The sequence below is a fragment of the Mucilaginibacter celer genome, assembly GCF_003576455.2.
GTDB classification, from domain to species: Bacteria; Bacteroidota; Bacteroidia; order Sphingobacteriales; family Sphingobacteriaceae; genus Mucilaginibacter; species Mucilaginibacter celer.
The window spans coordinates 2041901-2056552 of sequence record NZ_CP032869.1 but is presented as its reverse complement, the minus strand read 5'-3'; the positions used below and the strand labels follow the sequence as shown (position 1 = coordinate 2056552).

The following is a 14652-nucleotide window of genomic DNA, read 5'->3' as shown; positions in this document are numbered from 1 at the left end:
AGGGTTTATTGCACCTGGCTATCCTTCAGCGCCGATTGTATAGCGGCGATAACAGATTCAACCGAAGCCGGATCAAAAAATGTAGCCTTATTGCCTACAAGGTTTCTGAAAGTTTTGGTATCTGAAAGCACCAGTCTGCAAAGCCACCGTTGTGCTTTAATAATTGTAAGCCTAGAAATCTCTGTAAGTGAACAGTTAATAAATCCCAATGCTTTGGTGTACAAATAATTGAGCAGCTCAGCATCACTACTACTCACTACTGTTACGTTTCGGGATCTACGCAGCTTTTCAAGGCTAATAACATCGGTTTGATTGCCGGCCGCGACAATTAAACTAACATGTTTTAAAAAAGAAGATGCAAAAGCACTTAAAACTACATCGATGTTTTTATGCTGATCGGATGTATATTTTAGTAAAAAATAGTTTTCCTTCTCCTCATTCAGTTCTTCCGGCTCCTGCGGATGGTCGTCAATATCAGACTTTCTGTGAACCACTGAAATTTTAAAACCGGCAGGTTTTGGTTCATCTTCGTAAGTAATCATATTTTCATAAATAATGGGCTTACTAAAAGTCAGTGAGTTATCAGTGCGGTATAATTAATTTGTAGGGTTTATTTTCCGGATACGGCTTGTTTAAAGCCATTATAAGCATCTTTCTTTTGATAATTACCCGCCGTGTCTTTATACATTATACCGTAACAACCTTCGTCGGGATAACGCGCTTTCAATGCGGGCTGATCAAATAGCTCATAAACAAAAAAGCCTTTTATAATACCCTTTTCACTTAATTTTGAAATATTGCGGGTTATGTAGTCATTTTGGGTGGCAAAATCTACTTTGGTCGTTCCCCTGAAATAATTAAACTCAGTTATCCAAACCGGCTTGTTAAACCGTGTTGTGATGGATGTCAAAACATCAGCAAATGGCTGTTTTTGATGAGCGATATCCCCCATGTTCGAATACCAATGGCAGCCTATTATATCATAATTTACATGATTATCCTGCAGCAGTTTCAGATAATAAAAGTGCGTATAACTCACCGACAGCGTTACCAATAAACCCGGTTTTACAGCTTTCACTCCGTCAATAAACCCTTTTATGGCGTTTATAAAACGGGAAGCTTTTATTGTATCATACTCTGGGAAGCCGCCGGTTCGTTTACCACGGTATCTGATTTTATTATCCACTTCGTTGTTCACTTCAATTACAGAAAGTAAACTGCCATATTTTATACCGAAATTGTATCCCTGGCTATACCCTTTGTTATAATTATCAGTAGCAGTAGTACCTTTCAGGCCGCTTTGCATCAGTGCCGGTAGGGCTGCGATATTTCTGGCCTTCAACCTGGCAAGTAATTGTAAAAAAGCGCTTTCTTTTTTAACGTTACCCTCCGCGTCCAGCAATACATCAAAGCGGTAGCTGTTTACGCCAAGATCGGTCAACGCGGATATTTGCTGATCAATATTGTTGCTGTAATCCCGCTGCGTTAAGGGGTGCCCGTTTATTCCCCAAACAAAATTTTTACTTTGGGCCATAACGCCCGTAGTATACGCGTTCATAGCCAAAGCGATTATCAACCAAAGAGATCGCCTAAACATGCGCAGCGTATTTATGGGCTGATATTTTCAGCTTATCGTCGGTGATCAGCAAGTTTCTGTATTCAACAGCGTCAGTCTTTCTTTGCAGTACGAATCCCATTGCTATAAATATCCACAATGAAGGATACGCGAATTCAGGTACCGATACCATCATGATCAAATAAACGATGACCAAACCGAGGCTGTAGCAGGTAGACAAAATTGGCACGCTGATTTTAAGCCAGATATTTCGCAACACAAACCAGGTGAAAATCAAAAAGCCAGCGATGCCATTATTGGGCAGCAGTGTCGAGAAGAAATCTGTAGAGCGCACGTAACCGAAACCTACCCCGAAAAACTGGCTGAAACCGTTAAGCCCCGACCAGAATTCTATTTGATTTTCGAAACTCCGGCCCCTATCCCGGGATGACACACTGTTTCCTTCAAGCTTGCCTCCGAAAATAAAGTTGTACAAACTATCTGCAAGGTGTTGAAAAACATTTAGCTGCAAGGCAAGGCATACTATAACTACAGCGATACCCAGATAATACAGTATGTGCAACTGGCGCTTGTATACAAACCAGTAGCACATAAATAATATAATAAAGAAATAAGCCGTGGTTGAAAACGTAAGTAAAAGGCAGCCTAAAAGCAGGTACATATCAAAGCGCCTTTTGAGGGCGAAGGTTATTACCCAAAACGGGAATACGGTAAACACAAACATCGAGGGTTCGCCGGTATAACCTTTAAGGCGCATAAGGCTTAAGCCACCGAGGTTAAATGTTTGAAAAAGCGATGCGGACTTGTCGCCATAACCAACTGTTCGGTTCACCATAAAATCGCCGTTGATGCCCGTAGCCGCGTAAAGCAGAAATTCGTAAAGTGCGTAGAAGCAAAGTAACCGCAATCCCCAGTAAATGTAATCGATCACCGAATTGTTAGAAAAGTACTTCACGTATCCATAGATCACAAAGCCCGCGATTAAAGATAAAGATTGAGTGATATGGCTTGCCCGGTAAAACGTTACGGTAAATTGCTGCCTGTTTATCAGCTTAAGATCGCTGGTGAGTTTAAGGTTGGTAACCAGGTTAATTAGCTGCGAACTGATACTTAATAAAATAATGATGCAAAAAAAGCCAGTAAGGTCCCCGTAAAACAACCGCTTTTCCTCCTTTAATGGCGATAACGGGATAACGAAAAACAGCAAACCCGCCAGCACAGTTATGATGGTTGTACCGGGAATTGAAGGTGCCAGCACAAATGCCGTTATCGGGAAAAACAGCATCAATATATTTACATAACGCTTTACAAAGGAATGCTGCGAATTGAATGTATAGGGCGAAGCCGGTATAGAGATCATGTAATTAATCAAATTGGTGGTAAAAAAAGATCAGCTGCCATAGCCAACGCCATAACCATAGCCAAAATACCCGGATTTAGAAAAGTTAACATCGTTGATCACGAGGTACAGGTTATCTACGTTGTCTTTATTTTTTATTTCATTGATGATCTCGATCTGGGCTTTATTGGTATAATTGTGCCTGCATACATACATGGTAAGATCAACGTATTTTTGAATAACAAGCGCGTCAGACACCAGGCCTACGGGCGAGCTATCGATAATTACATAATCAAATTCTGAGCGTAGCCGATCTATCAGGTAGCCCAGTTTATCATCCAGCAGTAATTCACCGGCATTTATCATTACCGGTCCTGATGGAACTACAAAACAATTTTCGTGAATATTGCCCGGTTTGATAATATCGGCTATAGGCACATCGTCCAGCACATAATTTGAAAAGCCTACCTGGTTATCAACCCCCAATCTTTGCGATAATTTGGGTTTGCGCAAATCAAGCTCCACTAAAACCACCCGCTTACCTGTCATTGCAAGCGTGTTGCCAAGGTTTCGGGTTAAAAAGGTTTTCCCTTCTCCGTTAACACTTGATGTTATCATGATCACAGCTGAACGCTTGTCCTCAAGTATATTGCGCAGTTTGGTGCGCAGGGTGCGGAGGCTTTCCGTTACCTGCGAACGTAAAACGAGATGCGATTTAGATCTTGTTTTGTATGACTGGTGGCCTATTTTTCCAATGATGGTCACATCTGTAAATTGCTCAATATCATTTTCCGAGCTTATCCGGCTCTGCATCATTTTTTTAGAGTTTATTACTCCAAATGGGACTAAAAAACCTAGGAAGACGGACATCAGGTAAATAAGCGGCTTAATTGGTTTCGCAGGTTCCTTTGAACTTTTAGCGCTGTCGACGATCCGCGAATAAGGCATGCTTGACGCTTTAGCCATCGAGGTTTCTTCGCGTTTTTGAAGCAGGTAAACATATAATTGCTGTTTAAGGTCCTGCTGGCGCGAAAAATCCATAATGCTGCGCTGCTTACCCGGTACGCCTTTAATAATGTTGTTCAATATATTATTTTGCCGGCCAATACCGCTGCTGCTAAGCTGCATTTCGCTTTCATAGCTATCTATACTTTGCAACAGGTTACGCCGCGCCAGATGAATTTGCTGATCGAGATTGACGATATCGGGGTGGGTTTCGGTGTATGACAGGCGCTGCTTTGCCCTTTGATTAAGCAAATCATTGTACTGCGCCAGGCTGGCTGAAAATGATGCCGTTTGAATGTTAAGCGAACTGGGAATAACCTGCGTATTATCAGGGCTGTTAAGTCGCTTTTTAAGGCTGTTAATGATAGACAGTTGAATTTTCTGCTGCTCGTAGCGATTATTATAATCGCTCGCGTTATTAACTAACAGCTTCGATTGCTCGTCAATATCAGTAATATTATTGGAGCTCCTGTAGCTTTGGTAGTTTTTTTCAATATCGGTAAGTTCGCCCCCCACCACTGCCAGCCGGGTATTAATAAAATTAATGGTACTATCTATCACTTCTTTTTTGTTCCGAATATTATCTGCAAGGTATTGGGTCATTAATGCCTGCAAAATAAGCTCCCCCTTTTTTGAGTTGGGATAGTAAAATGTTAGCCCTACGGTTGTGGTGGCTTTATCGGTAAATTCGGCATCATAACTTTTAAGCAGGGTTGTTACGGCATCGTCTTCAGATACAATTTGAGTAGAATACTCCTGGGATGACATGGTTTTACCTGCCACCCTCGCAAAAACAATATCATATTGTGGTAAAACAACCTTCTGATCAAAATCAACACTCCTGCTGATCCCTTCATCGGTGTTTTCAATATGAATTTTGTTATTGGCGGCTAAATGTACAACGTATTCACGCCTCTTAACCGAATCGACTTTGGTATTGATAACGTTGATCCCGAAAGGCGCTTCGTCGTAAATCTCTGTCGAGGTAAGACCGCTGCCGGATAGCAAACGGATATTTAAATGAAATTTTTGCACCACTTCCGTCATCAGGGTTCGCGATCTTAGTACATCCCCTTCGTTTTTGATCACCTCATCCATATTTAACGCGGAGGTGGCCCCGCCGTTGGCAAAAGCAGATGACGCGTCGTTATTGTTTGGCTGTTGTTGCAACAGCAAAGTGCTGCTTACCAGGTATTGTTTTGTTGAAAACTGATTGTACACATACGCCAGGCCGATAAACAATATCAACCCGAGTATAAAAAAGTACCAGTAGTTTTTTAGCTGTAACAAAAGGTTTTTTGCGTACATATCAATTAAATTAATTTCCGAATACGTTTGGTTTGATCTGATATTTAGAGGTAACGCTTAGCCAGTACAACGGCGGTAAACACTGTTGCGATAACCGTTATATATTTAATGAAATTGTTGTCGTTGTTAAGCGTTTTTGTAGGTAACGGCTCTACATATATAACGTCGTTCTGCCTCAGGTAGAAATAAGGAGAATTAAGCACTTCTTTCTTTGTAAGATCTAATTTCACCGTAAACGCTTTTTGATCTGTAGTTTTACGAATGAGTAATATGTTTGTACGGCGGCCATAGGTGGTTAAATCGCCGGCGTAGCCTATAGCATCCAGAACAGATACCTGCTCATTTGGTAAAACGTACGATGCAGGGTGATTCACTTCGCCGATTACAGTTATTTTGAAGTTAGAAAACCTGACATCAACAACCGGGTTGTTGAAAAAGTTAAGCGCCTGTTTCCTTACAACTTCCCGCGCCTGGAGTGTTGTGAGGCCGGCCAGTTTTACGCTACCGAGTACCGGGATATCCACCCCGCCTTCCTTGTTAATGCGGTAACCGGTAAGCGGATTGGCTGAACCTGATTGCGAACTGCTGCTGTTTACATAAATACCGTTTCGGCTGTTGATGCTGGCGGTAGCGCTCGGATCAGTTGTATTAACGTTAATAGATAAAATGTCGTCGGGCTGGATCACAGGATCCATGTAGGAAGCGATAGACACAGGCACCGCTCTGTCTGTTTCCTGCACATCCTGAAAATATTTCAGTTTTCTTGTACCCGAGCATGATCCTAATGCGAGGGTTAAATACATTGTCAAAATGCAAAGCACCGGAAAGCATGATGTTTTTTTCATGTTTACAAAAAATGAATAAGTGGGTTAATTAGTTGCGCCTGACTGTTTTATGATGGCTTTTAACTTGCCCGGGCCGGGCAAATTTTAAAGCTTCGCCATTTCGCTTACAAGGCAAATACTTTTTGTTAAAATTATCAGCGTTTAAAACTTTATGGGGTTTAGGCCATAATGTTTTTATTAAACTTTAACAAATATTGCCAAAATACTAACTAAAACGCCTTCATTTTCGTGTATGATACCTTATTGTGAAACATGAGCAATGATGTGTGAAAGTGCCGCTGTTGCCGTTTATTGCACCATTAATTTTGAATAAAGGTTGCCGCTTAAAGCGGTAGTGTTAATGATATAAATACCCCTGGACAGCCTGTTGTTCAGATTGATCAATACGCCTGCCGATCCGTTTTGATCGGTTACAAAACGCTGCGATTGCAGGAGCTTGCCTGCCATATTAGATATATGTAATTCAACCTGCTCGTTTTTGGCGAAGTTTGTAGCATTCACGAAAAAATTACTGCCCGAATTAGGGTTTGGATACACTATTATTTTCCTTTTTTCTGTTTGGGGCAAATCGTTTATAACCGCTGTAGAAAATAACGCCGGCGCGGATGTATCTATTTTAAAAATTTCCATACCTGCCAATGCCACGCGGTTAGCAGTTGGGTTAAATTTGATATTCATTACGCCATCATTTACAGTTGCCGTAAAGTCCTTTACAAGCGCGGCCCGGTAACCAACTTCTTTATAAATATCAAAATTTGGAAGCACCTGCTGGTTCTCTATCGATATGCTGAAAATGCGAGGTCCGGCCATCGTCCAATAATTTTCAACAAAATGCATCCGGACTGAGTAAGTTCCATTGGCAATCGGTATTTCGTAACGTGTTTCTGCAAGATCGGCAGCAGCCGACAAATATGTCCGGTATAAGGAATCGATGTCTGAAGCCATGATGTCCGTTGGTACCACCTGGGTATCCAGTTTGATGGAACCTTTCCGGTAGTTTTTATCAGCCTCAAATACCTGGTTACCGATGGTTAAATTCACATCAGAGCCCCCTTTAATACGCTTTACAACGTTAACGGTACTCATACTGCTGTTGCCAATGCTGTAAAGCGGAATCCTTAAGGGCGATGCCGCGCTGGCATAATTGATAAGTAAGGCAGCGTTTTTTATCCCGACAGAGGTTGGCGTGAATTTAACGGTGACTGTGGTTGTGGCTTGCGGCGCAAGGCTCGAAGTTTTGAGCGCGCTCACGGTAAACTCCGTGGCATAAGGCCCGGTGATCTGGGCACTCCTCAGCGCTATGGAGCCGTCGTTTGTACCATCGGGATAAGTAAGCCCCGTATTTTTGAGCGTCACTGTAACCGAAGTGTTTGACCCGGTTAACACCGGGGCAATATTAACAGTTGTATTAGGTATGGAGGCAAGCTCGGCGTGGTGTACCGAACCGGCATCGGGCCTTATATTTTCTACATAATATAAATTGTCCTGGTAATCATAATTGGTAAAGGATGTACCAAGGTAATCGCAATCCAGGATATAAGCATCGGGCACTATATTTCCGTTGGCATCATATACCTTTAAAAAACGGATCCCGATAAGGCCGTTAAAGTTTTTTGTTCTATCGGAGTTTGATGAACCTATCTGGATGCCGAACGCCCCTGTTGGGTTAAATGATCCCTGGGCAGGCAAGATACTGTTAGAAAGGCGGGGCATTACAGACTGGCCGTCGAGGTTATCGTGCGTAAATAAGGTAGTAACCGAAGATGATCCCTTACTATAATACCTGAAAGCCTCTACCGCCGAGCAGCAACCATGATACGCCGCCATCTGGTGAACTATGACCGGCCGGCTCGGATCAGCCCTTACAAAATACGCCGCATCAACCTCGCTCGAATTTGCTACGCGCGTAGTGCCGTTATTATCACCGTCGTCATGCGCGTAGCCTGTACTGCTGGTTAATCCAAAGGCATCGATAATCTGGTAGGCATAAGGTTCGTTGGTGCTTTCGCCCGCAGCCTGCCAGATACCGTGCAGCATTACTTTTTTTAACGGAGATACACTATCCGTGCTAACTATTTTAAGTGTATCATTAAATATTTTAACCCGTGTGGCGGCATCCTTTGCTTTAAACTGGATGGTTACATCTGTAAAAGCCCCGGCGCTTACAGAAACAGGGAGCACAGCTGTTGTGTCATTACCTATTGCCGCTATTTTCCAAGCGCTTGTATTGGTAAGGGTTAAGCCCGAAATATTTAATTTACCGGTGCCTTTATTATTGATCCGCAGCTTTATCTTATCGTGGTTGGCGTTGTAAGGTGTGGTATCCGGGCTTGTTCTTCGCCACGGGGTTTGTATCAGTGAAAAAACAAGATTATCATCAGCCGGAAAAAGATCGGGGTTTTTCAGCACCATATACGCTCCCGAGGCGGGCTGCGACGAAATACTGAAATTGTATGACGCTGTTCCCCGGTTTCCATTGGCATCGGCGGCTTTAACGTTAAGGCTGTAATTACCTGCTGAGGAAATTGTAAAAGGTGCCGTGTAATTGGTATAAGCTGCATTATTTAACGCGTATTGAAAGGTTTTTAAGCCCGAGCCACCGGCATCATTCGCTGTCAAAAAAACCTGCACCTGATCGCTATAAACTCCTGCCGATTTTAAGGTACCAGCAAATCGCGCCCCTGTAACAGGTTTTATAGTATCCTCTGTTTCAACAGCCGGGGCAAATAATATATAATTCATTTTGGTGTTTGCGCCACCATTTGCATCGATGGTTAGTTTTCCATCAGTTACCTGCACCGTGGCTGTGCCCGAACGGTATTTTTGCGAAGCGGAGGGTATAAAATCACTTACCGTGGGCAGGCCTTCAATGTTTACCTGGTGGTTGCTGTCGTAGTAACCATCGTCGCCCGTACTTACAGTAACCGTGTATGTTCCGTTGGGCATCGCGTATTCCCAGGCACCAATATTCTGGTTATTGGTATTGGCCTGCATTTGCACCAGCGAGCGTAATTTCGCATCGCCGGTTCCGCTGCGGATCCGCATGTTTGCCTGCAAACTGGTTGGTTGCCTGCTAACCGGATCAACCCATCCAAACTTCCGTGCCGCGTCGTACGGCAAACCCGTATCTCCGGTATAACCGGTGGGTACTGCCGAGCCCGACGGAAGAAAATCAATGTTCACGGACGACTGCGCGACAACCGCAGGACTGCTGATGGCAAAATCATCAAAAGTAAAGGTAACCGGGGCAGAGCCGTTGCGGTAGGAACTGTAAATACCGGCAAAAGCGTCGCTATCAGTTAACCCCATGCCAGCAATATTTAAAGCCGGTGATGAATACGCGGCACCGGTACTTTTATAAGTTGTACCATCGGTAGAGTAAAAACCCTCGGCCGTATTGGCAACGGAATCAATCACCATACGCAGGCGCAGGGTTTGCGTATTAAGGCCGGTAATAGCCGCGGTAACACGCTGATCGGGATTGGCGTTGCCGCTTGCCGCGCTCGATATATCATTAAGCTCTTTTCGCAGTTCAACTTTATTGCCGTTAACATCAAGCTTAATAAAGGTTTTGTCGTTAAGCCCATACCAAATCCCGGCCTGCTGGGACGATGTACCGTTATAGGGGTTAATGATCTTAACATCTATCTGCAGCTTATTCACTCCGGCTATTTTAACACCTAAAACGTTAAGCTGGTTATTGTTGGTGAGATAATCAATACCCTTATTGCTAACTATTTGCAAAGTGCCTGCCGACAGGGTGATTTTTGATGGTTCATATCCCGGCACCTGCGGGTTTGTTGGTGTTCCGTCGGCAGGCAGGCGGTTAGCCGAGTAATTGTTTACCGTGGTGAAGCCGGTGCCTGCACCATTTTTATCGGCTATAGTATTACTTGCCGGCGAATTGAACGACAGGTTAAAAGGGAGCGGAACTTTGAGGCTTTGGCATGGCAGGGTGCTTACCGGGCTGCATGTATCCGCGGGGAAACTTGTATACTTCGTGTTATTACCTGCATCGGCGTTTTTAACTACTCCGGTTAGTAATAACAGCATACTCAGTCGAAAAAAGTAAACTTTTGATAAACAGGCAAGTACTTTCATAATGTGATGTTGATGTTGTTTAAATAGAATGAAAAATGGGCGACATTATGCATCACCTGCAAGGGATAATATGTGGCATCAGTACCCGCTGCCTACAAATACCTTGGCGTATTTGTAGCCGGACAGGTACTCTACCCTAACCAAATAAAATTTATTATAAGTTGTGGAGAGGCTTTTAAACGCGGTATTAAACTCGCCGGCTTCATTGACTATGGTCCTGATGGTTTCAATGCTCGCCCCTTGTATGCTGTACAAATAAAGCGAAAACGCCTCGCGGGGCTTAAAATTCCGCAGCCTTACATAAATCCGTCCATCGGTGTTGGGGTTGGGATATACCTGTAACGTATGTGAATCGGCATTACGCTGATCAGCTTCCAACTCATAATCCTTTTTGCCCGGAGATGTATCTACGCGGACCTGGTTTTCTATCAACACTTCCTTAGTGGTATCTTCCCGGCTGGTTACCCGCAAATGTGTTTTAAAGCTACCGTTTAGCGTTGATGGAGATGAAACTTTGAATGATAACGCGCCATTCTTTTTTAGTGTTAAAGGATGCGTGTTATCGGGCATGGGGATACCGCTTATCTTAAACCGGGAGGCATCGGCACCTGTGAGGCCGATGTCATTTACATTTGATACGCCATCGCCCCTGTTGCTCAATGTAACTTCATAAACCTGGTCTGTATAAGCATTAACCTTTGGCAATGGGACCGCAGAGAGTGTTAGCATAGGCTGAGGCTGCGCGTTTGCCGATGCCCGGAGTAAAGTGATCTGAGCCGTAAGGTTGGGATTATCATTCCAGTTATATTCAATCACATAAAGGTTTCCACTCAGCGTATCCTCAACCAGGTCAAGTGGATTGGCAAAGCCCGACATGCCAACCAGTCCGCTGTTGGACGATCCGGTGTTTACTTTTACTACATCATAAATATGATCATTATTACCGGTATAGCTTGTTTTGGTTATCGATCCCGGCTGCATCACAATAATGTCGCCGCCACCGCTAAAACGGCATACCAGCAAACGACCTTTAAGCGCGCCATTAAAAGTATTGCTTTTATATTCGATAGCACCATCAGGCGAATTATTAAGGCCAAAATTGTATGCCGCCCTGTAGTTGCTATCGGGTACAACTGCCGGGGAATATAATGGATTGTCGGCATAGCCCCTGTTAATCACGTATTCGCCCCTTAAGGGATTGGGGTGGCCATAGTAACCGACAGCAAAATCAGGGTTTACACGAAAAAGCCAGTCATCCTGAACCTGTACACCTGTAGTTGCCGGCACAGCAGGCCCGTTGTAAAATGTGCCGTTGGGCCGGCGCGTTCCATTAACAGATGCAGGCGAATTACCTCCGCCACCCGAACCGTTAGCGGGCAGGTAAAGCTGGCCATTGCTATGCCACACCAGATCATACGCATTACGTACCCCGGAGGCATAAATAGTTAAAGGCGATAAGCTTCCGTATGGGTTATAAGTGCCGTCGCTCATGGTTGCCGAAACAGCGGGGGCATTGTTTATCAGTGCCTGGCTTGTGGTGGTTTGCACATTTAAGGGCAGGGTTAAACCGCCGAGTTTTACCAGATCAAGACGCAAAACTGCTCCCGACAGCAGGCTTTCGTTTCGTTGCCAATCGCTATCATATAACCCGGCCGAACTGTTGCTGCCCTGGCAAATGTATAAAGCATGATCGGGCCCGAAGGCCAGGCTGTTAACCATATGGTCGCGGGTTGAACGTGGCAGCTTGGTAATTATGAGCTGTTCTGTTTGCAGGCTGTCGCCCTCTAAGCGTGATATGTTACCATCAAACGCCGGTGCAGTAGTAAGCCCTGCCGACGAATGCGATACCCAGGCTACCGGGTTCGCGGCGGTCGACATCGGGTCAAAAGTGATACCGATAGCCGATCGGTTACCATATTTATTTACCAGCGTCCGGATAGTTTTATTCAGCGTGAGCGTGCCATCAGTATGATTGATGGAAAAGCGTTCAATTACGCCGTCAAGCCGTAAAGCGTACAAATTTCCATCAGGGCCGATGGTTAAAGAACAATATTTTTTTCCCTGGGTGCCGGCGACGGCAACTTTAACAAACTGCGCGTTAAGTATATTTGCTGAGTCGATTTTTGCCGCGTCGGTAGTAAAGGTGGCTTCGTAGGGGTTAAATGCAGCGCCGCTGTACGATTTTACATTAGCTGTTACCACAAATTTATAAGTGGTATTGGGCAGCAACGCCGATGATGGCGAAAAACTGATAGCATCGCCCCCGCCTGTACCTTGCACTACGCCTGTTACCGGCGTGAATGAAGTGTCGGCCTGTTGCAGCAATTTAACACTTGTGTTAGTTATAGTACTGTTATCAACACCTCCCTGATAGCCGGCAACTGCAGGAACATGCAAATTATTGGCGGCAAAACTTACTGTTGCCAGGCTTACCTTGCGTTCGTCGTTGGCCGGGGTTGAGGATATAACATACGGCCGCAAAGTATCAACAACATTGATCTGCACCGGGAATGACGCGCTGGTATATCTTTGGGACGTTGCCGTTATAACAGCATTGTACGTACCAACAGGCAGGCTTTTTGCTGCCGAATAATCAAACGAAACCAAAGGTTGTGCCCCTGTTTTTAAAGTTGTAAAATTTAGCCATCCACTTGCGCCCGCTGCATAACTTACGCCAAGGCTATAGGAGGAAGCAAGATTATTTGAACTGCCTAAAACGTTTGTAAACGAGGCGGTAGCAGCAGTTCCTTTTTTAATAATTAAATTCCGGCCCGGGTTTGACCAATATAAATAAGCGCTAAGTGACACCGGCTCGATGCCCGCAAAATTGATCTTGGTGTTGGTACCCCCATCGGCATTAATGGTTAAATGTTCATCATTTACAGAGATACGTTGTGTGGCCGCTTTAAACCGGCCGATACTCCCTTGCTTACCGCTGGGTACAAACCGGTTAATTGCGTTTACGCCTTCTATGTTTATAGAGTGAGCTTCGGGCGCAGTACCTACTGTACCGTCACCAACCGATGCTGTTACGTCATATGTGCCGTTAGGCACCTTCATCTCCCAGTATCCCTCCGTTTTTAGGCCCGTAAACGAACCGCTTATGTTATTGGCCTGCATGTGCATAAATGTGGCCAGTAATAAATCTTCGGGCACACTGCGATTGCGACCATTGGCTGTAAGGTTCAGTACAGTTCCGTCACTTCTTTTTTTCCAGCCAAACTCGTAACCGCTCATTTGATTGAGCCCGCTGTGCATACCATAGACCTGACCGAAATCCCTGATGTATCCCGGTGGCGGAACTGTTTGCGCGTCCTGAAAGTTAATTTTAACTATGGCTGGCTGAAGCGCGTCTATAACAGTTAAATTGACAAGCAATGTATCAGACCGGTAACCAGGTGCTGAGGAAACAATAACAGATTGATAATTACCTGCTGAAATGGTAGTATTGATTGCGTCCTGGTTAAAAACCAAAGTATCATTAGCGGCAGAAGGTAAAGTTAGCCAATTGGCATTCGAATTACTTAAGGATACCACCGGATGGCCCTGGTTAGGAATAACAATAACTTGCTGAGCTATCACCGCCGCGCCTTTCAGCGCGGTAAAGCTTAATGTTTTTTGTGAAAAGGCAAGCGCCTTAAACGCGGGCACCAAATCGGCGATGTTGAAATCGTCAAAGCTGTAAGTAACAGGAGCTGTTGCGTTACGATGACTGGCAAAAATCCCGGCGTAGGTTTCATTCCCTGTTAAACCCATACCAGAGATATTAAGATATTTTGTGGTATAGCTTGCACCCGTGCTGATAAACTGAATACCATCCCTTGAATAAAAACCTTCGGCTGTATGGGCCGCAGAATCAATTATCAATCTTAAGGTAACTGTTTTAGTGTTAAGGCCGCTGATTGTGCCGGTAACCCGCTGATCAGGATTAGCATTGCCCGCGGCCGCACTGGTTATATCGTTTAACTCTTTTCGCAGTTCTACCTTGTTGCCGTTAATATCCAACTTGATAAAAGTTTTATCGTTAAGGCCATACCAGATACCGGCTTGCTGAGATGAGGTGCCATTGTAAGGATTGATCACCTTAACATCAATCTGTAGTTTACCAAACCTTGTAATTTTTACCCCTAACACGTTAAGCTGATTGTTATTGCCCTGGTAATCAATCCCCTTATTGGTAGTTATTTGGATACGCCCGTTACTTAAAGCTATTTTTGATGCCTCATAACCGGGCACCGCCAGGTTGGAGGGTATGCCGTCGGCAGGTAATCTCGTGCCCGAATAATTGTTTACCGTTGTAAAACCGGTACCGCCGCCCGTTTTATCATTAATGCTTCCCGGTACTGGCGAATTAAACGTTAAGTTAAACGGCAATGTTACTGCTAAAGCATTACATGGTAAAGTACTTACATGGTTACAGGTATCAGTAATTTGAGAAACGATTCTTATTTTGTTTTCATCCCCCCTGCATGTAAATG

At 44.3% G+C, this 14652-nt stretch carries 7 protein-coding genes; all 7 read right to left on the bottom strand.

Annotated elements, in window-relative coordinates:
- Positions 1-5: 5 nt before the first annotated feature.
- The 7 genes from HYN43_RS08095 to HYN43_RS08065 all read right to left on the bottom strand — a co-directional run bounded on the left by HYN43_RS08095 (position 6) and on the right by HYN43_RS08065 (position 14548).
- Positions 6-542: a glycosyltransferase gene (locus HYN43_RS08095; RefSeq protein WP_119408959.1), complete on the bottom strand. Its 537-nt coding sequence runs from the start codon at positions 540-542 to the stop codon at positions 6-8.
- A 68-nt stretch (positions 543-610) separates the two neighbouring features.
- Positions 611-1558 carry a glycosyl hydrolase gene (locus HYN43_RS08090; RefSeq protein WP_162996377.1) on the bottom strand — a complete coding sequence of 316 codons (948 nt, stop codon included), beginning with the start codon at positions 1556-1558 and terminating at the stop codon, positions 611-613.
- Between the two features lie 31 nt (positions 1559-1589).
- Positions 1590-2936: a hypothetical protein gene (locus HYN43_RS08085; protein WP_119408957.1), complete on the bottom strand. Its 1347-nt coding sequence runs from the start codon at positions 2934-2936 to the stop codon at positions 1590-1592.
- A 30-nt stretch (positions 2937-2966) separates the two neighbouring features.
- A complete protein-coding gene (locus HYN43_RS08080; protein ID WP_119408956.1) occupies positions 2967-5228 on the bottom strand; it encodes a GumC family protein in 2262 nt (753 codons plus the stop codon).
- A gap of 44 nt (positions 5229-5272) precedes the next feature.
- Positions 5273-6073 carry a polysaccharide biosynthesis/export family protein gene (locus HYN43_RS08075; protein ID WP_119408955.1) on the bottom strand — a complete coding sequence of 267 codons (801 nt, stop codon included), beginning with the start codon at positions 6071-6073 and terminating at the stop codon, positions 5273-5275.
- A 288-nt stretch (positions 6074-6361) separates the two neighbouring features.
- The gene (locus tag HYN43_RS08070) at positions 6362-10174 is read right to left on the bottom strand and encodes a malectin domain-containing carbohydrate-binding protein (RefSeq protein WP_119408954.1); all 3813 of its coding nucleotides are present in this window, start codon (positions 10172-10174) and stop codon (positions 6362-6364) included.
- 78 nt (positions 10175-10252) lie between these two features.
- Positions 10253-14548, bottom strand: a complete 4296-nt coding sequence (locus HYN43_RS08065) for a PQQ-dependent sugar dehydrogenase (protein ID WP_162996376.1) — start codon at positions 14546-14548, stop codon at positions 10253-10255.
- Positions 14549-14652 lie beyond the last annotated feature (104 nt).

What these genes read in the sequence shown, in the direction of transcription:
- HYN43_RS08090 (WP_162996377.1), bottom strand. Translation starts at nt 1,558, where the DNA reads ATGAACGCGTATACTACGGGCGTTATGGCCCAAAGTAAAAATTTTGTT.
- HYN43_RS08080 (WP_119408956.1), bottom strand. Translation starts at nt 5,228, where the DNA reads ATGTACGCAAAAAACCTTTTGTTACAGCTAAAAAACTACTGGTACTTT.
- HYN43_RS08070 (WP_119408954.1), bottom strand. Translation starts at nt 10,174, where the DNA reads ATGAAAGTACTTGCCTGTTTATCAAAAGTTTACTTTTTTCGACTGAGT.
- HYN43_RS08075 (WP_119408955.1), bottom strand. Translation starts at nt 6,073, where the DNA reads ATGAAAAAAACATCATGCTTTCCGGTGCTTTGCATTTTGACAATGTAT.
- HYN43_RS08085 (WP_119408957.1), bottom strand. Translation starts at nt 2,936, where the DNA reads ATGATCTCTATACCGGCTTCGCCCTATACATTCAATTCGCAGCATTCC.
- HYN43_RS08095 (WP_119408959.1), bottom strand. Translation starts at nt 542, where the DNA reads ATGATTACTTACGAAGATGAACCAAAACCTGCCGGTTTTAAAATTTCA.